General features: G+C 68.7%; 18 protein-coding genes. 15 read left to right on the forward strand and 3 right to left on the reverse strand.

Going from position 1 to position 20,151, the window contains the following annotated elements:
• Positions 1 to 27: 27 nt before the first annotated feature.
• From AC1D2E_RS13930 to mnmH, 4 genes are read left to right on the forward strand one after another with little or no spacing between them, the layout of a single operon-like run.
• Positions 28 to 765: a phosphonate ABC transporter ATP-binding protein gene (locus AC1D2E_RS13930; RefSeq protein WP_478197941.1), complete on the forward strand. Its 738-nt coding sequence runs from the start codon at positions 28 to 30 to the stop codon at positions 763 to 765.
• Positions 762 to 1,589, forward strand: coding sequence for a PhnE/PtxC family ABC transporter permease (locus AC1D2E_RS13935; protein ID WP_478197942.1), 828 nt, complete (start codon positions 762 to 764; stop codon positions 1,587 to 1,589). The genes AC1D2E_RS13930 and AC1D2E_RS13935 overlap by 4 nt, the downstream gene beginning before the upstream one ends.
• The gene (gene phnE, locus AC1D2E_RS13940) at positions 1,586 to 2,383 is read left to right on the forward strand and encodes a phosphonate ABC transporter, permease protein PhnE (RefSeq protein ID WP_478197943.1); all 798 of its coding nucleotides are present in this window, start codon (positions 1,586 to 1,588) and stop codon (positions 2,381 to 2,383) included. Before AC1D2E_RS13935 ends, phnE begins: the two co-directional genes overlap by 4 nt.
• On the forward strand, positions 2,376 to 3,449 hold the full coding sequence (gene mnmH, locus AC1D2E_RS13945; protein WP_478197944.1) for a tRNA 2-selenouridine(34) synthase MnmH: 1,074 nt from the start codon (positions 2,376 to 2,378) through the stop codon (positions 3,447 to 3,449). The genes phnE and mnmH overlap by 8 nt, the downstream gene beginning before the upstream one ends.
• A gap of 36 nt (positions 3,450 to 3,485) precedes the next feature.
• On the opposite strand, the gene AC1D2E_RS13950 is transcribed toward mnmH, so the two are convergent.
• Together AC1D2E_RS13950 and AC1D2E_RS13955 are read right to left on the reverse strand one after the other, a co-directional pair.
• Positions 3,486 to 4,379, reverse strand: a complete 894-nt coding sequence (locus tag AC1D2E_RS13950; RefSeq protein WP_478197945.1) for a response regulator — start codon at positions 4,377 to 4,379, stop codon at positions 3,486 to 3,488.
• Positions 4,363 to 7,740, reverse strand: coding sequence for a hybrid sensor histidine kinase/response regulator (locus tag AC1D2E_RS13955; RefSeq protein ID WP_478197946.1), 3,378 nt, complete (start codon positions 7,738 to 7,740; stop codon positions 4,363 to 4,365). Before AC1D2E_RS13955 ends, AC1D2E_RS13950 begins: the two co-directional genes overlap by 17 nt.
• 244 nt (positions 7,741 to 7,984) lie before the next feature.
• On the opposite strand from AC1D2E_RS13955, the gene urtA reads away from it, so the two are divergent.
• The 8 genes from urtA to AC1D2E_RS13995 all read left to right on the forward strand — a co-directional run bounded on the left by urtA (position 7,985) and on the right by AC1D2E_RS13995 (position 15,797).
• Complete coding sequence (urtA, locus tag AC1D2E_RS13960; protein ID WP_478197947.1) at positions 7,985 to 9,259, forward strand: urea ABC transporter substrate-binding protein; 1,275 nt, start codon at positions 7,985 to 7,987, stop codon at positions 9,257 to 9,259.
• Positions 9,260 to 9,341: 82 nt separating this feature from the next.
• Positions 9,342 to 10,256 (forward strand): urea ABC transporter permease subunit UrtB, encoded by a 915-nt coding sequence (gene urtB, locus AC1D2E_RS13965; protein ID WP_478197948.1) that lies wholly within the window; start codon positions 9,342 to 9,344, stop codon positions 10,254 to 10,256.
• Positions 10,257 to 10,277: 21 nt separating this feature from the next.
• Positions 10,278 to 11,483: an urea ABC transporter permease subunit UrtC gene (gene urtC, locus AC1D2E_RS13970; protein WP_478197949.1), complete on the forward strand. Its 1,206-nt coding sequence runs from the start codon at positions 10,278 to 10,280 to the stop codon at positions 11,481 to 11,483.
• A gap of 15 nt (positions 11,484 to 11,498) precedes the next feature.
• Positions 11,499 to 12,242 (forward strand): urea ABC transporter ATP-binding protein UrtD, encoded by a 744-nt coding sequence (gene urtD, locus AC1D2E_RS13975; RefSeq protein WP_478197950.1) that lies wholly within the window; start codon positions 11,499 to 11,501, stop codon positions 12,240 to 12,242.
• Between the two features lie 159 nt (positions 12,243 to 12,401).
• Positions 12,402 to 13,091 (forward strand): urea ABC transporter ATP-binding subunit UrtE, encoded by a 690-nt coding sequence (urtE, locus tag AC1D2E_RS13980; RefSeq protein ID WP_478197951.1) that lies wholly within the window; start codon positions 12,402 to 12,404, stop codon positions 13,089 to 13,091.
• A 46-nt stretch (positions 13,092 to 13,137) separates the two neighbouring features.
• Positions 13,138 to 14,370, forward strand: a complete 1,233-nt coding sequence (gene fmdA / locus AC1D2E_RS13985; protein ID WP_478197952.1) for a formamidase — start codon at positions 13,138 to 13,140, stop codon at positions 14,368 to 14,370.
• 17 nt (positions 14,371 to 14,387) lie between these two features.
• Positions 14,388 to 14,729, forward strand: coding sequence for an FmdB family zinc ribbon protein (locus tag AC1D2E_RS13990; protein WP_478197953.1), 342 nt, complete (start codon positions 14,388 to 14,390; stop codon positions 14,727 to 14,729).
• Between the two features lie 24 nt (positions 14,730 to 14,753).
• Positions 14,754 to 15,797, forward strand: coding sequence for an aliphatic amidase (locus AC1D2E_RS13995; protein ID WP_478197954.1), 1,044 nt, complete (start codon positions 14,754 to 14,756; stop codon positions 15,795 to 15,797).
• Positions 15,798 to 15,822: 25 nt separating this feature from the next.
• On the opposite strand, the gene AC1D2E_RS14000 is transcribed toward AC1D2E_RS13995, so the two are convergent.
• Positions 15,823 to 17,214 (reverse strand): aminotransferase-like domain-containing protein, encoded by a 1,392-nt coding sequence (locus AC1D2E_RS14000; RefSeq protein ID WP_478197955.1) that lies wholly within the window; start codon positions 17,212 to 17,214, stop codon positions 15,823 to 15,825.
• A 340-nt stretch (positions 17,215 to 17,554) separates the two neighbouring features.
• Between AC1D2E_RS14000 and AC1D2E_RS14005 the strand changes: the two genes are divergently transcribed.
• The 3 genes from AC1D2E_RS14005 to AC1D2E_RS14015 are packed head-to-tail and all read left to right on the forward strand — an operon-like array spanning position 17,555 to position 20,151.
• Positions 17,555 to 18,037: an MSMEG_0572/Sll0783 family nitrogen starvation response protein gene (locus AC1D2E_RS14005; RefSeq protein WP_478173528.1), complete on the forward strand. Its 483-nt coding sequence runs from the start codon at positions 17,555 to 17,557 to the stop codon at positions 18,035 to 18,037.
• Positions 18,038 to 18,047: 10 nt separating this feature from the next.
• Entirely contained in the window at positions 18,048 to 19,118 is a 1,071-nt protein-coding gene (locus AC1D2E_RS14010) for a Nit6803 family nitrilase (protein WP_478197956.1), read from the forward strand.
• Positions 19,081 to 20,151, forward strand: a complete 1,071-nt coding sequence (locus AC1D2E_RS14015) for an MSMEG_0568 family radical SAM protein (protein ID WP_478197977.1) — start codon at positions 19,081 to 19,083, stop codon at positions 20,149 to 20,151. The genes AC1D2E_RS14010 and AC1D2E_RS14015 overlap by 38 nt, the downstream gene beginning before the upstream one ends.

Raw genomic sequence — 20,151 nt, forward strand, 5'->3', positions numbered from 1 at the left:
GCCCCTGTCGCTCGCAGGGCCGGCTGCGTGAGCTTCTCGCTCGATGCGGTCGGCCTGGTGCATCCGAACGGCCACCGCGCGCTGCAAGGCGTGACGCTGGCGGCCGGCGCTGGCGAACGACTGGCCATCATCGGCCCCTCGGGCGCCGGCAAGACCACGCTGCTGCGCGTGCTCGGCGCGGCGCTGCGGCCCGGCGAAGGCGCGGTGCGACTGCTCGACGAATCCCCCTGGCAACTGCCGGCGCCGGCGCTGCGCCGGCTGCGTGCGCGCATCGGCACCGTGCACCAGAGCCCGCCGATCGCGCCGCGGCTGCGCGTCGTCACCGCCGTGCTCGCAGGGCGGCTCGGCCAGTGGTCCCTGCCGCGCGCGCTCGGGTCGCTGTTGCTGCGCCCCTGCGACCTGCCGGGCGCGCACGAGGCGCTGTCGCGGCTGGCGCTCGAGGACCGGCTGTTCGACCGTTGCGATCGCCTGTCGGGCGGCCAGCTTCAGCGGGTGGGTATCGCCCGCGTGCTGTACCAGCGGCCGGCCTTGCTCCTGGCCGACGAACCGGTGTCGGCGCTCGACCCCACGCTGGCCGACGCCACGCTGCAGCAACTGGTGCGGCAGGGCGAGGCGACCGGCGCGACGCTGGTGGCCTCGCTGCACGCGGTCGACCTGGCGCTGCGCTGGTTCCCGCGCATCGTCGGCATGCGCGACGGCCGCATTGCGTTCGACCGGTCGGTCGGCGAGGTCAGCGACGCGATGCTGAAGGCGCTCTACGAATGACGGCCCCGCCGGCGCTGCGCGATCCATTGGCCCGGCGGCGACGGGTCGGCTGGCTGGCCGCGCTGGCGATCGCCTGGCCGTTGCTGCAGCTGTCGGAGTTTCATCCCTCGGCGCTTTTCGGCGCCGGCAACCTGCAGGTCATCGGTGGCTTCCTGGCGGGCTTCCTGCCGCCGGCGACCGCGCCCGATTTCCTGGCGCTGCTCGCCAAGGCCACGCTCGAGACCGTGGCGATGGCCACGGCCGGCACCGCCCTGGCTTTTCTCATCGGCGCGCCGGTGGCCCTCGTCACCACCGGCGCGCTGTCGCAGTCGCGCATCGGCCCGGGGCCGGGCCGCGTGCGCGCCGCCGCGGTCCGCCAACTCGCTCGGAGGCTGCTGATGGTGCTGCGCGCCATCCCCGAAATCGTCTGGGCGCTGATCTTCGTGCGCGCGCTGGGACTGGGCCCGGCAGCGGGCGTGCTGGCGCTGGCGATCACCTACGGCGGCATGCTCGGCAAGGTCTACGCCGAGGTGCTCGAATCGACCGACACGGTGCCCGCCCGGGCCCTGCTCGAAAGCGGCAGCGGCCGGCTCGCGGCGCTGTGCTACGGGCTGCTGCCGAACTGCGCTCAGGAACTGACCTCCTACACGGTCTACCGCTGGGAGTGCGCAGTGCGGGCCTCGGTGGTGATGGGCTTCGTCGGCGCCGGCGGCCTGGGCCAGCTGATGGACCAGTCGATGAAGATGCTCAACGGCGGCGAGGCCAGCAGCATCCTGCTGGTGTTCCTGCTGCTGGTCCTGCTGGCGGATGCGCTGAGCAATGCGTTGCGGAGGCTCCTGGCATGAATGCCTCGATCGCTGCGCCGCCGCGCTGCCTTCGCTGCTGGGCGGCAAGCGCGGGCGTGCTGGTCTCGGTGGTGGCCAGCTTCCTCTATCTGGCGATCGACTACGGCGCGCTGTTCACTGCCGGGTCGCTGTCGCTGATGGGCAAGTTCATCGCCGAGTTCTTCCCGCCCGATGTCTCCGCCGCCTTCCTGCAGAAGACCGCATGGGGCGCGTTGCAGACCCTGGCCGTGTCGGCGCTCGGGACGCTGCTGGCCGCCGTCGGCGGCGCGCTGCTGGCACTGCCTGCCTCGGGCCGTTCGGGCGTGATCGTGCAGGCAATCACGCGCTTCGTGCTCAACTTCCTGCGCAGCGTGCCCGAGTTGGTCTGGGCCGCCCTGATGGTGCTGGCGGCCGGGATCGGCCCCTTCGCCGGCGCCCTGGCGCTGGCGCTGCACACCACCGGCGTGCTGGGCCGGCTGTTCGCCGAGAGCCTCGAGAATGCGCCGCGTGCGCCCGAGCAGGCACTGCGCCTGAGCGGCTCGGGCGCGGTCGCGGCCTTCGGCTACGGCAGCCTGCCGCTTGTCCTGCCGCAGTGGGTGGCCTACACGTTGTATCGTTGGGAGATGAACATTCGAATGGCCACCGTGCTGGGCTTCGTCGGCGGCGGCGGACTGGGCCAGCTGCTTTACTTCCACCTGTCGATCTTCCAGCAAGCGCAGGCGATGACCGTGCTGGTCGCGATGTTCGGCCTGGTGGCGCTGGTGGACATGGCGAGCGCCCGGCTGCGCCGTGGCCTGGGGCCGGCCTATGCGTGACGACGACAAGCGGCACCGCCCGCCGACGCGGGTGGCCGACATCCCCGCCTTCGACACCCTGATCGACGCCCGCTCGCCGGCCGAGTTCGCGCTCGATCACATTCCGGGCGCGATCAACTGTCCGGTGCTCGACGACGAGGAGCGCCGCATCGTCGGCACGCTCTACAAGCAGACCGGCGCCTTCGAGGCCCGCCGGGTCGGCGGCGCGATGGTCGCCGCCAACCTGGCGCGCCATCTGCGCGAGCAATTCGCCGACCGGCCCGCGAACTGGAAGCCGCTGGTCTATTGCTGGCGCGGCGGCTTGCGCAGCGGCTCGATGGTGACCTGGCTGCGGCTGGTCGGCTGGGACGCGCAGCAACTGGCCGGCGGCTACAAGAGCTTTCGCCATCATGTGCTGGCGCGGATCGAGGCGATCTGCCCGCAGCTCCAGCTGCGCGTGATCTGCGGCGCCACCGGCAGCGCCAAGACGCGCGTGCTGCAGGCGCTGGCCGCGCGCGGCGAGCAGGTGCTCGACCTCGAGCACGACGCCCGCCACAAGGGCTCGCTGCTGGGCGCCTTGCCCGGCGTGCCGCAGCCTTCGCAGAAGCAGTTCGAGACCCGCATCGCGACCTGCTTCGATGGGCTGGACCTGTCGCGGCCGCTGTATGTGGAAGGCGAGAGCGCGCGCATCGGCCGGCTGTCGCTGCCGATCCCGCTGGTAGCGCGCATGCGCGAGTCCGACTGCATCGAGGTGCAGGCCGATCCGGAGGCCCGACTGGCCTATCTGCTGCGCGACTACGCCTACCTCGGCGACGACCGCGAGGCCTTGGCCGGCCAGCTCGGCAAGCTCAAGGAACTGCAGGGCAAGGCGGTGGTGGAGCGCTGGCAGCAGTGGGCGCTCGAGGGCGAGCTGGCGCCGCTGTTCGCGCAGCTGATGGCGCTGCACTACGACCCGCACTACGAGCGCTCGCAGGCGAAGCACTTCAGCCGCTGGCCGCAGCGGGTGAAGGTCGCGGCCGGCGACCTGACGGACGCGGGGATCGAGGCGGTGGCCGAGGCGGTGCGGGCTTGTGCAGCGCCGCCTTGATTCGCCAGCGGGCAGGCCGGAAACGACCCGGCCCCTTCACCCCAACTGCCCGCTCGCCAGCGCCGCCGCCGCCGAACGCGTCTCCACGCCGAGCTTCTCGAAGATGTGCTCGAGGTGCTTGTTGACGGTGCGCGGGCTCATGCCGAGGATCTCGGCGATGTCGCGGTTGGTCTTGCCCTTGGCGAGCCATGAAAGCACTTCGGTCTCGCGTGGCGTCAGCGCCGCATCGGCCAGCCGCGAGGTGCCGGCCGGGCCATCCTTCTGCGGCGCCAGCAGCAGCATGGTCTCGCCCAGCGTGGCGGTGCCCAGGTTGCGCACCGACAGCCGCGCGCCCGCCGGCGTCGACAGCACCACCGCCTCGCCGCCCGCCAGCACCGGGCCCAACGCGGCGGGCAGCTGCCCCGGCGTGGCGGGCTCGCCGAGCGCATGCAGCCACTGCGCGGCCTGCGGCGAGCGCCAGGCCACGCGCCCATGGGCGTCGATCAGCACCACGCCCATGCCGGCGACATCGACCGCGTCGCGCGCCATGCGCGCGATGTGCGCATTGCGCGCATGCGTGTGCAGCCGGGCCAGCACTTCCTGCGCGCGGATCGGCTTGATCACGTAGTCGACACCGCCGCTCTCGAAGCCCTCGACCACGTGCGGCGTCTCCGACAACCCGGTCATGAACAGCACCGGGATGTGGGCCAGCGCGGCATTGGCCTTGATGCGGCGGCAGGTGTCGAAGCCTGAGAGCCCCGGCATCAGGCCGTCGAGCAGGATGGCGTCGGGCACCACGAGTTCGAGCAGCCGCAGCGCGGATTCGCCGTCGCCGGCCACCAGCACGGTGTAGCCGCTGGCCTCGAGCGTGTCGCACAGCACGCCGAGGCTGCTCGGCGCGTCGTCGACCACCAGCACCACGGGGCGTTCGCTCTCAGGGATGGGTGACATGCAGGTCCTCGGTCAGTGCATTCTTGAAGTCGTCGAGCTCGAAGCGCAGCACCTTGTGCCGCAGGTAGCTGCAGGTGGCGGCCAGGCTGGCGTCCTCGGCGGCCAGGCGGTCGAGCGCACGCTGCAGGCCGCGCACGTGGCCCAGCTGCACCAGGCTCATGAGCTCGGCCCGCGCGTCCTCCGACAGGCCCAGCCGCTGCGGCACCGGCTGCGCCGGCGGCGGCGGCACCTGGCCCGGCGCCATCCATTCGAGACCGAGGTGCCGCTCCAGCGTCGCGATCAGCTCGGACTCGATCACCGGCTTGCCGACGAAGGCCTGGCAACCGGTCTGGCGCAATCGCTCCGTCTGGTTCTCGAACACGTTGGCCGAGACGATCACGATCGGCACCGACTCGAAGCCGGCGGCGCGGACGCGCTCGGCGGTCTGCCAGCCGTCCATGTCGTCCATGCTGATGTCGAGCAGGATCGCCGAGGGCACGTGGTCGCGCAGGCTGTCGAGGCACTCGGTGCCGCTGGCCGCCTCGCGGACGTCGAAGCCCAGCGGCGCCAGCATGCCGGCCAGCATCTGGCGCTGCACCGGCTGGTCGTCGACCACCAGCAGCGTGCGGCGGGGTCCGAAGTAGCCCGTGATCTGGCGCTGCGGCTCGGCCTGCGGGCCGGGGTCGGCGACCTCGCGCAGGTAGACCCGCACGCTGAAGGTGCTGCCGGCGCGCGAGCTCGCCGCCAGCGTCAGCTCGCCGCCCATCAGCGAGGTCAGCAGGCCGGTGATGGTCAGCCCGAGCCCGGTGCCCGGCTCGCCGCGCTGGCGGCCGGCGGCGCCGCGCTCGAAGGGCAGGAAGATGCGCTGGTGGTCCTGCGGCGCGACCCCGATGCCGGTGTCGACCACATCGAAACGCAACACGTGGCGACGCGCATCGACGTGCAGCGTGACCGTGCCGGCATCGGTGAAGCGCACCGCGTTGGCCAGCAGGTTGATCAGGATCTGGCGCAGCCGCTTGGCGTCCGCCTGCACCCATCCCGGCAGTCGGCCGGCGTGGGTGAAGACGAAGGCCAGGCCCTTGGCCTCGGCCTGCGGCCGCACCATGCGCACCACCTCGTCGAGGAAGGCGGGCAGGGGCAGCGGCATGCGCTCCAGCTGCAGGCGGCCGGCCTCGATGCGCGCGAGGTCGAGCAGCCCGTCGATCAGGCTCAGCATGTGCTCGCCGCTGTGGTGGATGGTCAGCAGCGCGTCGCGCGGCGGGATCTGCTTGCCGTCGTCCTTCAGCAGGATCTGCGAGTAGCCGAGGATGCTGTTGAGCGGCGTGCGCAGCTCGTGCGTCATGCCGGCGACGTAGCGGGTCTTGGCCTGGTTCGCCGCGTCGGCCGCGTCCTTGGCCGCCTGCAGCGCGGCGTCGGTGCGCTGGTGGGCCTCGATCTCGAGGGTCAGCAGGTGGTTGTGGCGGTTCGACTCCTCCTGCGCCATCTCGCGGCTTTCGCTGCCCAGCACCACCCACCAGGCGCCGAGCGCGGCCGCCAGCGACAGCAGCGCGAAGGCCTTGAGGAAGGAGGCGCGCAGCGCCGCGCGCTGCACCGTGTCGAGCGCCGCCTGCTGCTCGTAGACCACGCCCATGATCACGGCCAGCAGCAGCACGAAGGAACTGGCCACCACGAGGTAGTGGGCGACCCTGAAGTTGAGCCGCGCTGCCAGCGCCCGGGGCAGCAGCGCCGTGAGCCAGTGGTTGACCTGCTCGGCGGCGCGCGAACCGGTCTTGCAGCGGTCGTGGCAGCGTGATTCGAGCGTGCAGCACAACGAGCAGATCGGCGCGTTGTAGGCCGGGCAGTAGGCCATGTCCTCCGATTCGAAATCGTTCTCGCAGACCGAGCACCTGACGGCCTGGCCCGGCGCCCATGGCGGCTGGTCGGTGCGCGCGAGGTAGTAGCGCCCCTTCGTCCACCAGGCCAGGAAGGGGGAGGCCAGCAGTGCCGTCAGCAGCGCGATGAAGGGCGAGAAGGCCTGCGCGGTCGGGCCCATCGCGCCGGCATAGGCCACGATGCCCAGCAGCGCGGCGACCAGCATCGCGCCGAGGCCGACCGGGTTGATGTCGTAGAGGTGCGCGCGCTTGAACTCGATGTGCGCCGGGCTCAGGCCCAGCGGCTTGTTGATGACCAGGTCGGCCACCAGCGCGCCGACCCAGGCGATCGCCAGGTTGCTGTAGAGGCCGAGCACGTTCTCGAGCGCGGCGAAGACGCCCAGCGTCATCAGCAGCACCGCGATCATCACGTTGAAGACCAGCCACACCACGCGGCCCGGATGGCTGTGGGTCAGGCGGGCGAAGAAGTTCGACCAGGCCAGCGAGCCGGCGTAGGCGTTGGTCAGGTTGATCTTGATCTGCGAGACCACCACGAACAGCGTGGTCGCGGCCAGCACCCAGGCCGGGCTGTCGAAGACGTAGCCGAATCCGGCCAGGTACATCTGGGTCGGCTCGACTGCCTGTTCGCTCGGGATCTGGTGCTGCAGCGCGAGGAAGGCCAGGAAGGCGCCGCCGAGCATCTTGAGCATGCCCGGAACGATCCAGCCGGCCCCGGCGACCAGCACCGCGCCCCACCAGCGGCCCCGGTTGGCGCGCGTCTTCTCGGGCAGGAAGCGCAGGTAGTCGACCTGCTCCCCGATCTGCACCACCAGCGAGAAGGCCACGGTGGCGCCGGCGCCGAACATCAGGGCGTCGAAGCCGCTGCTGCCCGAGATGCGGCCCGACAGGCTGGTGAAGTCGCTGAAGGCCTGCGGGTTCCTCCACAGCACCGCGATGTAGGGCAGCACGAACAGCAGGATCCAGATCGGCTGCGTCCAGAGCTGCAGCCGCGAGATCAGCGTGATGCCGTACATCACCATCGGGATCACGACCAGCGAAGACACCAGGTAGCACAGCGGCAGCGGCCAGCCGAAGTAGAGCTGCAGCGCCAGCGCCAGGATCGCCGCCTCGAGCGCGAAGAAGATGAAGGTGAAGCTGGCGTAGATCAGCGAGGTCAGCGTCGAGCCGAGGTAGCCGAAGCCGGCGCCTCGGGTCAGCAGGTCCATGTCGAGGCCGTAGCGGGCGGCGTAGTAGCCGATCGGCAGTCCGGTCAGGAAGGTGATAAGCCCGACCACCAGGATCGCCCACACGGCATTCGAGAAGCCGTAGCTCAGCGCGATCGCGCCGCCGATCGCCTCCAGCGCCAGGAAGGAGGTGGCGCCGAAGGCCGTGTTGGCGACCCGGAACTCCGACCACTTGCGGAAGCTGCGCGGCGTGTAGCGCAGCGCGTAGTCCTCCAGCGTCTCGTCGGCGACCCAGGCGTTGTAGTCGCGCCGGATGCGGAAGATCTTCTGGCCGGTGACAGGTTGCATGGTGGGGCGGTGGGGTCGGTGGTGGAAGCCGGGTGCTGCAAGAAGCGATCCCGCCGTGCCGGGCCGACGCGCGAAGTGTCGCCAGAAGCGGCGCGCGGCCGATACGTTGATTGACGTATTCGGGATGCGCGTCGCGTTTCCTAGAGTGGCGGCCATGGTGCTCGACGCATCACCGGCCGCACAGCGGTGGTGCGCGGCTCGCCGCCCCTTCCGCAACTTTCACAACCTGTCCTGGAGTTTCGCCATGTCACGCAACGAAGACGCATCCCCCGAATCGATCCTGCAGCGCCAGATGCTGCAGCGGCGCCGCCTGATCCAGGGCGCCGCGGCGCTGCCGGTGCTCGGGCTGAGCGGCTTGAGCTTCGGCCAGCAGTTCCCGACCGCCAAGGTCAACACCACCAAGCTGGCGGTCAGCGACACCGAGGTCACGGTGGGCCAGCTGCATTCGTCGAGCGGCACGATGGCGATCTCGGAAACCGGCTCGATCCAGGCCGAGCAGCTGGCGATCGACGAGATCAACGCCATGGGCGGCATCCTGGGCCGCAAGATCAAGGTGATCAAGGAGGACGGCGCCTCGGACTGGCCGACCTTCGCGGAGAAATCGAAGAAGCTGCTGGTCAACGACAAGGTGGCCTGCGTCTTCGGCTGCTGGACCTCGGCCTCGCGCAAGGCGGTGCTGCCGGTGTTCGAGAAGGAGAACGGGCTGCTGTACTACCCGACCTTCTACGAGGGCCTGGAGCAGAGCAAGAACGTCTTCTACACCGGCCAGGAGGCCACGCAGCAAATCATCTGGGGCCTCGACTGGGGCGCCAAGGAGAAGAAGGCCAAGACCTTCTTCCTGGTCGGCTCCGACTACATCTGGCCGCGCACCTCGATGAAGATCGCGCGCAAGCACATCGAGAACTTCCAGAAGGGGTCGGTCAAGGGCGAGGAGTACTACCCGCTGGGCCACACCAACTTCAATTCGCTGATCAACAAGATCAAGGTCGCCAAGCCCGACTGCATCTTCGCCGCGGTGGTGGGTGGCTCGAACGTGGCTTTCTACAAGCAGCTGAAGGCGGCCGGCATCACCGGCGACAAGCAGTTCCTGCTGACCCTGGCGGTCACCGAGGACGAGATGACCGGCGTCGGCGGCGAAAACTTCACCGGCTTCTACTCGTCGATGAAGTACTTCCAGTCGCTGCAGAACGAGAACAACAAGAAGTTCGTCGCCGCCTTCAAGTCCAAGTACGGCAAGGACGCGGTGATCGGCGACGTCACGCAGGCCGGCTATCTCGGGCCGTGGCTGTGGAAGGCGGCGGTCGAGAAGGCGGGCAGCTTCGACGTCGACAAGGTGGTCGCGGCATCGCCCGGCATCGAGCTCAAGAACGCGCCCGAAGGCTACGTCAAGCTCGACCCGAACCATCACCTGTGGAGCAAGGCGCGCATCGGCCAGGGCCTGCCCGACGGCAGCTTCAAGGTGGTGGCGGAGTCGCCCGACCTGATCAAGCCCGATCCGTTCCCCAAGGGGTATCAATAACCACCCCCGGTTCCGGCTCACTTCGTGTAGCCGGATTCCCCCTCCAGGGACCCGGGCCCCACCGCCTTTCGGAGTCGTTGTTGTGAATTTTTCCGACATGCTGAACATCGGCCTGATGCAGGGCTTCGCGGGGCTGAGCCTGTTCGCGGTGCTGCTGCTGATGGGCCTCGGGCTGGCGATCATCTTCGGCCAGATGGGCGTCATCAACATGGCGCACGGCGAGTTCATGACGATCGGGGCCTACACGATCTATCTGGGCTCGACGCTGGTCGAGCACCACGCGCCGTCCTTCCTGCCCTATTACTTCCCGCTGGCGATCGTGATGGCCTTCCTGTTCGCCTTCGTGGTCGGCTGGGTCGTCGAGTGGGGGCTGATCCGGCACCTGTACCGGCGCCCGCTCGACACCTTGCTGGCGACCTGGGGCATCAGCCTCGGGATGCAGCAGGTGTTCCGCACCGCGATCGGGCCCAAGGAGGTCAGCCCGACGCTGCCCGAGTGGCTGATGGGCTCGTGGGCGCCGGCCGAGGGCCTGGACATCCCGATCAACGGCCTCTTCGTGCTGGCGCTGACCGCTTTCGTCACGGCCGGCGTGCTGATCGCGCTGCACCGGAGCCGCTGGGGCCTGCGGGTGCGCGCCACCGTGAGCAATCGCGTGATGGCCAACGCGACCGGCATCGACACCATGAAGACCGACCGGCTGACCTTCGCGATCGGCTGCGGGATTGCCGGCGTGGCCGGTGCGGCCTTCACGACCATCGGCTCGACCGGGCCGACCTCGGGCCAGCTCTACATCGTCGACGCCTTCCTGGTGGTCACCTTCGGTGGCGCGGCCAGCCTGCTCGGCACCGTGGTCTCGGCCTTCGGCATCGCGCAGACGCAATCGATCTCGGAGTTCTTCATGACCGGCTCGATGGCCAAGGTGCTGACGCTGTCGCTGATCGTGCTGATCCTCATGATGCGCCCGCAGGGCCTGTTCGCAGTCAAGGTGCGCCGCTGAAGCGCACAGGGAGTCACTGACATGAATTCGATCCAGGACTGGTTCAAGCGCTCGGGCCTCGCCAGCGTCGTCGTGCTGGCCGTGCTGCTGGCGGTGGCGCTGCCGCTCACGCTCGACATCTTCCGCCTCAATCTGGTGGGCAAGTACCTGAGCTATGCCTTCGTCGCCATCGGGCTGGTGATGGTGTGGGGCTACGGCGGCGTGCYGAGCCTGGGGCAGGGCGTCTTCTTCGGGCTCGGCGGCTATGCGATGGCGATGTTCCTGAAGCTCGAGGCTTCGGACCCCGAGACCACCAAGATCCAGTCGACGCCAGGCATTCCCGACTTCATGGACTGGAACCAGATCACCGAGCTGCCGATGCTCTGGCTGCCCTTCAAGAGCCTGCCGCTGACGCTGTTCCTGGTGATCGCGGTGCCGACCGCGCTGGCCTGGCTGATCAGCTTCGCGATGTTCAAGCGCCGCGTCGGCGGGGTCTACTTCGCGATCATCACGCAGGCGGTGGCGCTGATCCTCTCGGTGTTGATCATCGGCCAGCAAGGCTACACCGGCGGCGTCAACGGCATGACCGACCTGAAGACCGTGCTGGGCTGGGACACCCGTACCGACAGCGCCAAGTACATCCTCTACTACCTCTGCGTGCTGCTGCTGATGGCCGGCATCGTGCTGTGCCTGTGGATCCAGAAGAGCAAGCTCGGCACCTTGCTGCTGGCGATGCGCGACAAGGAAGACCGGGTGCGATTCTCGGGCTACGACGTCTCGAACTTCCGGGTCTTCACCTTCTGCCTGGCGGCGGCCCTGTCGGGCATCGGCGGCGCCATGTTCGCGCTGCAGGTGGGCTTCATGTCGCCGTCCTTCGTCGGCATCGTGCCCTCGATCGAGATGGTGATCTTCGCGGCGGTCGGCGGCCGCATGAGCCTGGTCGGCGCGGTCTACGGCGCGCTGCTGGTCAACGCCGGCAAGACCTTCTTCTCGGAGAGCTTCCCGGACCTGTGGCTGTTCCTGATGGCGGGGCTCTTCATCGGCGTGACGCTGGCTTTCCCGATGGGCCTGGCCGGRCTCTGGGAGAGCCACATTCGTCCGTGGTGGGCACGGCGCGTGAACGAGCGCAAGCGCCATGCCGAGCAGTTGGCCGCGGCCCAGGCGAACGACCCCGAGCCGGCGGCCAAGCCCGCGCGCAGCGCCGAAGAACCCGGCCTGCCCGACGGCATCGGCAGCCAGCACGCCTGAACCGGAACCCCGCACATGAGCAACACCGATTTCGCCCTCGCGGTGGAGGACCTCAGCGTCTCCTTCGACGGCTTCAAGGCCATCGACGACCTGACCCTCTACATCGACCGCAACGAGCTGCGCGTGATCATCGGCCCGAACGGCGCCGGCAAGACCACGCTGCTCGACCTGATCTGCGGCAAGACCAAGGCCAGCGGCGGCAGCATCAAGTTCAAGAACACCGAGCTCACGAAGATGGCCGAGCACAAGCGGGTGCGGCTGGGCATCGGGCGCAAGTTCCAGACGCCGTCGATCTACGAGAACCTCAGCGTGTTCCAGAACCTCGAGGTTTCGTTCCCGCGCGGCCGCTCGGTGTTCGGCGCGCTGGCCTTCCGCTGCGACGAGGAGGTGCGCTCGCGGGTGCAGGCGGTGGCCGAGGACATCGGGCTGGCCGACAGGCTGCGCACCGAGGCCGGCCTCTTGTCGCACGGCCAGAAGCAGTGGCTCGAGATCGGCATGCTGCTGATGCAGGAACCCGAGTTGCTGATGCTCGACGAGCCGATCGCCGGCATGAGCGCGCGCGAGCGCGAGTTGACGGCCGAGCTTCTGAAGCGCATCTGCGCCAACCGCGCCGTGATCGTGATCGAGCACGACATGGAGTTCGTCAAGCAGATCGCGCACAAGGTCACCGTGATGCACCAGGGAAAGATCCTCGCCGAAGGGCCGATGGAGAAGGTGCAGGCCGACCCGAAGGTGATCGACGTCTACCTCGGACATTGACATGAACCACCCCCGAAGCGCCTGCGGCGCTGCCCCCTCAAGGGGGCGATACCAGCGGCCCGGCAAAGCCGGTTCCGCGGTATCCCAGGCCTTGGACTGCGCCGGATGCATGCGTGGCGGGCCACGCGACAGCGTGGTGGAAACCTGAAAGGAAACCATATGCTGAGCGTCCAGGATCTCCACGTCGCCTACGGCCAGAGCGAGGCCCTGCACGGCATCTCGTTCGAGGCGAGGGCCAACGAAACCATCGCCATCATGGGGCGCAACGGCATGGGCAAGACCACGCTGTTCAAGAGCCTGATGGGCGTGCTTCCCACGCGCAGCGGCAGGATCGAGGTCGCCGGGCACGACGTGACGCGCGACGAGAGCTTCCGCCGCGTCGCCAAGGGAATCGCCTACGTGCCGCAGGGCCGGATGATCTTCCCGACCCTGACGGTCGAGGAGAACATCCAGACCGGGCTCGAGAACGCCAAGGTCAAGCGCATCCCCGAGGAGATCTACGCGCTGTTCCCGGTGCTGTTCGACATGAAGCGGCGCAAGGGCGGCAACCTGTCGGGCGGCCAGCAGCAGCAGCTGGCGATCGCGCGTGCGCTGGTGACCGACCCCAAGGTGCTGCTGCTCGACGAGCCGACCGAGGGCATCCAGCCGTCGATCATCAAGGACATCGCCAAGGCGCTCAACGAGATCCGCAAGCTGCGGCAGATCACGATCGTGGTGTCGGAGCAGGTGCTGAGCTTCGCGCTCGACGTCGCCGACCGGCTGTTCGTCATCGAAGGCGGCCGGCTGGTGCACGAGACCGCGCGCGACAAGACCGACGTCAACCACATCAAGGCCTACCTGTCGGTCTGATCCCCCATTTCTCTCTTCGCAACCCGCCAACCCAGGAGCCACTGCAATGACCGACACCCTGATCAAGGTCGACCTGACGAAATCGCCCACCGAGAACGAGATGATCCACAACCGCTGGCACCCGGACATCCCGATGGCCTGCTGGGTGAATCCGGGCGACGACTTCATCCTCGAGACCTTCGACTGGACCGGCGGCTTCATCAAGAACAACGACAGCGCCGACGACGTGCGCGACATCGACCTGACGACGGTGCACTACCTGTCGGGCCCGGTCGGCGTCAAGGGCGCCGAACCCGGCGACCTGCTGGTGGTCGACCTGCTCGACATCGGCGCCAAGCCCGACAGCCTGTGGGGCTTCAACGGCTTCTTCTCGAAGAAGAACGGCGGCGGCTTCCTGACCGATCACTTTCCCGAGGCGCAGAAATCGATCTGGGATTTCAAGGGCATGTTCACGCGTTCGCGCCACATCCCGGGCGTCAACTTCGCGGGGCTGATCCATCCGGGCCTGATCGGCTGCCTGCCCGACCGCGCGATGCTCGACATGTGGAACAAGCGCGAGATCGACTTCATCGCGACGGATCCGCAGCGCGTGCCGGGCCTGGCCAACCCGCCCTCGGCCGGCACCGCGCACATGGGCAAGATGACCGGCGAAGCCAGGGCCAGGGCGGCGGCCGAAGGTGCGCGCACGGTGCCGCCGCGCGAGCATGGCGGCAACTGCGACATCAAGGACCTGTCGCGCGGCTCGAAGGTGTTCTTTCCGGTCTACGTCGACGGCGCCGGACTCTCGGTCGGCGATCTGCACTTCAGCCAGGGCGACGGCGAGATCACCTTCTGCGGCGCCATCGAGATGGCCGGCTGGGTCCACATGAAGGTCTCGCTGATCAAGGGCGGCATGGCCAAGTACGGCATCAAGAATCCGATCTTCAAGCCGAGCCCGATCACGCCGAGCTACAACGACTACCTGATCTTCGAGGGCATCTCGGTCGACGAGGCCGGCAAGCAGTACTACCTGGACGTGCACATCGCCTACCGCCAGGCCTGCCTCAACGCCATCGAGTACCTGAAGAAGTTCGGCTACTCGGGCGCGCAGGCCTACTCGATCCTCGGCACCGCGCCGGTGCAGGGCCACATCAGCGGCGTGGTCGACGTGCCCAACGCCTGCGCCACGCTGTGGCTGCCGACGCAGATCTTCGACTTCGACATCAATCCGAATGCCGGCGGTCCGACGAGGATGATCGACGGCTCGATCGACATGCCGCTGTCGCCCGACCTGGCCTGACACGGGACGCGAGCGCCATGCYGACCTACGACTACCGATGCAGCGACTGCGGCGGCTTCGATGCCCTGCGCAGCGTGAGCCAGCGCGACCTTCCGGCCGACTGCCCCGATTGCGGCTGCGCCTCGCCGCGCGTGATGTCGAGTGCACCGCGGCTCTCGCTGATGGCCGCCGGCACCCGCCGCGCCATCGCGGTCAACGAGCGCGCCGCGCACGAGCCGATGCGCTCGGGCGACTACGCGCGGCTCAAGCACCCCGCGGGCTGCGGCTGCTGTTCGGGCGCGCGCCCGGGCGCCACTGTCAGGGCGCCGAACGGGGCCAAGAGCTTTCCGTCGAAGCGGCCCTGGATGATCAGCCATTGACCCTCGTTCACAAGGAGCATCACCATGATTCACGGCGACATTTCAAGCAGCAGGGACACCGTCGGCGTGGCGGTCGTCAACTACAGGATGCCGCGCCTGCACTCGCGCGCCGAGGTGCTCGAGAACGCGAAGGCGATCGCGAAGATGGTCGAAGGAATGAAGGTCGGCCTGCCGGGACTCGACCTCGTGATCTTCCCCGAGTACAGCACCCACGGCATCATGTACGACAGCGCCGAGATGTACGAGAACGCGGCGACGGTGCCGGGCGCCGAGACCGAGATCTTCGCCGCCGCCTGCCGCAAGGCCAAGGTGTGGGGCGTGTTCTCGCTCACCGGCGAGCGCCACGAGGAGCATCCGAGGAAGGCGCCGTACAACACGCTGATCCTCATGAACGACCAGGGCGAGATCGTCCAGAAGTACCGCAAGATCATGCCCTGGGTGCCGATCGAAGGCTGGTATCCCGGCAACAGCACCTACGTAAGCGACGGGCCCAAGGGCCTCAAGATCAGCCTGATCATCTGCGACGACGGCAACTACCCCGAGATCTGGCGCGACTGCGCGATGAAGGGCGCCGAGCTGATCGTGCGCTGCCAGGGCTACATGTACCCGGCCAAGGAGCAGCAGATCCTGATCTCGAAGGCCATGGCCTTCGCCAACAACACCTACGTGGCGGTGGCCAACGCGGCCGGCTTCGACGGCGTCTACTCGTACTTCGGCCACTCGGCGCTGATCGGCTTCGACGGCCGCACGCTGGGCGAGTGCGGCGAGGAGGAAATGGGCATCCAGTACGCGGCGCTGTCGAAGAGCCTGATCCGCGACTTCCGCAAGAACGGGCAGTCGGAGAACCATCTGTTCAAGCTGCTKCACAGGGGCTATACCGGCATCATCAACTCGCACGAAGGCGACAAGGGGCTGGCCGACTGCCCGTACGACTTCTACACCCAATGGATTGCCGACCCGCAGGCCACGCGGGAGCGGGTGGAGGCGATCACGCGCAGTACCATCGGCACGGCCGAGGCGCCGATCGAGGGCATCCCGAACGAGGACGACACCTGCCGTACCCGCTGAGCGACCGGGAGACTGAGCCCCTCGGCTACATGACCGTGGCGTGCGGATGCCGCGGGTGGGCCAGCGTGTCGGCGATCAGGCGCAGCGCACGGTCGCATTCGTCGCGCGGCATCGGTCCGCCCAGGCAGATCCGTACCGCCTCGGGCGGTGAGCCGTCGGTCGAGAAGGCCGCGCTGGCGACCACGCCGACGTTCTGCGAGCGCAGGTAGGAGGCGAACTCCACCGTGCTCCAGGCCGAGCTCAGCGGCAGCCACAGGTGGAAGCCTTCGCTCTGCGCGGCGATGCCGTGCGCCCCCAGGTGGCGGGCCGCCAGCGCCTGGCGCACGCCCGACTCGTTGCGGATCGCCTGCAGCATCGCGTCGGCGGTGCCGTCCTCCACCCACAGCGTGGCCAGTGCGTTGGTGATCGGCGAGGCCATCACGGTGGTGGCGCGCAGTGCGCCGGCCAGCCGCTGCGACTGCCGCGCGCCCGGCGACCGCACGTAGGCGCTGCGCAGCCCCGCGCCCAGCGTTTTCGAGAAGCCGGTGATGTAGTAGGTCAGCTCCGGCGCCAGGGTGGCGATCGCGGGCGGGACCTGGCGCGGCAGCAGGGCGTAGGCGTCGTCCTCGATGATCGGGATCGCGTAGCGCAGCGCGATGTCGGCCAGGGCCTCGCGCCGGGCGCGCGAAATGGTGGCGGTGGTCGGGTTGTTGAGCGTCGGGTTGCAATAGAGCGCCTTGGGCTTTAGCGTCTTGCAGGCGTGCTCGAAGGATTCGCCCATCGGGCCTTCCTCGTCGAGCGGCAGCGCGTGCAGCTGGATGCCCAGCTGCGTGGCGATCGCCTTCACGCCCGGATAGGTCAGCGCCTCGACGCAGATCAGCTCGCCCGGCCGCGCCAGCTGCGAGAACAGCGCGGTCAGCACGCTGTGGATGCCCGGGCAGACCAGCATCTGGTCGAGCCGGCAGTCGGGCACCCTGGGGCGGATCCATTGCATGCCGGCCTCGCGGTCGCGCGCAGAGCCGCCGAAGTCCTGGTAGCGCAGCAGCTCGTACAGGCCGGCCTCGGCCATCACGCGGCTGGCCGACTGGCGCATGCGTTCGATGAGCGCCGCATCCTGCGGCTCGGGCGGCAGGTTCATCGTCATTTCGGCGCCGCCGCCACCGCGCAGCGGCAGGCTCGGACTGACGCCGCGGATGAAGCTGCCGCTGCCCGAGCGCGAATCGATCAATCCGCGCTTGCGCGCTTCGGCATAGCCGCGCGCCACGGTCGTGTAGTTGAGCCGCAGTTCCGCCGCCAGGTCGCGCAGCGTCGGCAACTGGTCGCGCGCGCTCAGGCGCCCGGTCCGGATGTCGTCGGCAATCAGGTCGGCGAGCAGCAGATAGGCCGGCTTGGGGCTGGCCTCGAGGCGCTTCTGCCAGTGCTGGGTGAGTTTGTTCATGGCGGAATTGATCGTATGGGTTGATTGCATCGATGGCCGGGGATGAATGCACGAAACGTGCCGGTCCCGCTGCTTCCGGTCGCACGGATCCCGTGCATCGGGCACCGTTGATCGGGTGCATTGATTGCATGAAAAGTGCATCAATCGAGTGCGAAAAGCGGTGCTTCCGGCGCTCCCGGCAGGCCCGGAACAGGGCCTCGAAGTTTTTTTCAGCCCCGCATCGCGCACAGCGCCTGATTGATCGTGCATTGATCGCATGAAGGGCCACCGGCGATGGCACAGCGCATGCGAAAGAAGAGGGCGCGCAACACCTTTCATTCATCCTCATTTCGGAGCAAGCATGCCCAAAGTCACCCACGCACCCCACGCCACCGGCGATTTCCTCGTCGATTACGAAGAGAAGGTCTTCGAGGACGTGAAAGCCGATCCGGGCGAGAAGGCCCTGGTCACCTTCCACACGGTCGCGTTCGAAGGCTCGATCGGCTTCGTGAACCTGCTGCAGGCCACGCGCCTGAAGCGCAAGGGTTTCGAGACCACCATCCTGCTGTACGGCCCGGGCGTGACGCTGGGTGTCCAGCGCGGCTTCCCGACGCTCGGCGACGAAGCCTTCCCGGGCCACCAGAACTTCAACAAGCAGCTCGTCAAGTTCATGGAGGAAGGCGGCAAGGTCTACGCCTGCCGCTTCGCGCTGCAGGCGCTCTACGGCCATGGCGAGGGCTCGCTGATCCCCGGCATCGTGCCGATCAACCCGCTCGACGTGCTGGACATCGTGCTGCTGCACCGCAAGGCCAACGCCTTCATCCTCGACACCTGGACGCTGTAAGGCGAGCGCCATGACGACGAGCTCCTTCTCGCCGCGCAGCGTGCGGGCCGCCGCGGTCCAGATCGCGCCGGACTTCGACGACCCGGACGGCACCCTGGCCCGGGTCTGCGAAGCGATCGACGAGGCCGCGGGCAAGGGCGCGCGGATCGTGGTCTTTCCCGAGACCTTCGTGCCGTACTACCCCTACTTCTCCTTCGTGCAGCCGCCGGTGCTCCAGGGCCCTGCGCACCTGCGGCTGATGGAGCGCGCGGTGGTGGTGCCGGGGCCGGTCACGGCCGCCGTGGCCGAGCGGGCCCGGGCCTGCGGGGTCGTGGTGGTGCTCGGCGTCAACGAGCGCGACCATGGCAGCCTCTACAACACCCAGCTGGTGTTCGATGCCGACGGCACGCTGGCGCTCAAGCGCCGGAAGATCACGCCGACGTACCACGAACGCATGGTCTGGGGCCAGGGCGACGGCGCCGGGCTCCGGGTGGTCGACACGGCCGTCGGCCGGGTCGGCGCGCTGGCCTGCTGGGAGCACTACAACCCGCTGGCGCGCTACAGCCTGATGGCCCAGCACGAAGAGATCCACTGCGCCCAGTTCCCGGGCTCGCTGGTCGGCCCGATCTTCGCGGAGCAGATGGAAGTGGCGATCCGGCACCACGCGCTGGAGTCGGGCTGCTTCGTGATCAATGCCACCGGCTGGCTGACCGACGCCCAGATCGCCGCCGTCACGCCCGATGCGGGCCTGCAGAAGGCGCTGCGCGGCGGCTGCCACACCGCGATCGTCTCGCCCGAGGGCAAGCACCTCGCGCCGCCGCTGACCGAAGGCGAGGGCATGGTGATCGCCGACCTCGACATGGCGCTGATCAGCAAGCGCAAACGGATGATGGATTCGGTCGGCCACTACGCGCGGCCCGAATTGCTGAGTCTGGCCATCAACGACCGTCCCGCGGCGACCACCTTCGCGATGCCCGCGGCCGCCGCCGAATCTTCAACCCTCGCCCACGGGAGCCTCCATGACCACGATCGCCCATCCAGCCGCGCCAGCGAGCCGCCAACTGATGACCGAGCTGCAGTCCTTCGGGTTGCGGCTGGATGATCCGAGTGCCGGGGCGGCCAGCCGCCGCGGCGGCGCCGGCCCCTCGGACCACAAGGCCGTGACGGTCGACGGGCACACGATCATGGTGCCGGTCCATACCTCGACGGCCTGGAACTCGCCCTTCACGGCGCAGGCGCCCGACGCCGAGGGCCGCAGCACGCTGACGCGCGGCAGCATCCCGATCGCCAGCATCAGCTTTCCGAAGCAGCCACGCTTCTATGCCATGCAGACCTTCGACGGCGTGCCGTACGCGCACATCGCGACCCTGCACGGCAGCGACGTGCTGGCGACCACCGTGCTGCAGACCTGCATCCGCTACGAGAGCCGGCGCAAGAGCTGTAAGTTCTGCGCGATCGGCCAGTCGCTGGCGGCCGGCCGGACCATCGCGCGCAAGACGCCCGAGCAGCTCGCCGAGGTCGCCCGCGCCGCCGTGCTGCTCGACGGCGTGAAGCACATGGTGCTGACCACCGGCACGCCGAACGCCACCGACCGCGGCGCGCAGATCTTGTGCGAGAGCGCCTTCGCGATCAAGGCGGCGGTCGACCTGCCGATCCAGGGCCAGTGCGAGCCGCCCGACGACGACCGCTGGTTCCGCCGCATGCAGGTGGCCGGCATCGACACGCTCGGCATGCACCTGGAAGCGGTGACGCCCGAGGTTCGCGAACGCATCATGCCCGGCAAGGCGAGCGTGCCGGTGTCGCGCTACACGAGCGCCTTCGAGGCCGCGGTCGGCGTCTTCGGCCGCGGCCAGGTCAGCACCTACATCCTGGCCGGCCTGGGCGACACGCGCGAGGCGATCCTGGAGACCTGCGCGCGCCTGCTGTCGCTCGGCGTCTATCCCTTCGTGGTGCCCTTCGTGCCGATCAGCGGCACGCCGCTGGAGGACCATCCGGCCCCGTCCCCGGCGTTCATGAAGGAGATCCTGGCGCCGCTCGGCCGCATGGTGGCCGCGGCCAACCTGCGCTCGAGCGACATCAAGGCGGGCTGCGGCAAGTGCGGCGCCTGCTCGTCGCTGTCGGTCTACGAGAGCTGA

The organism is Variovorax sp. P1_H2 (genome assembly GCF_056405295.1).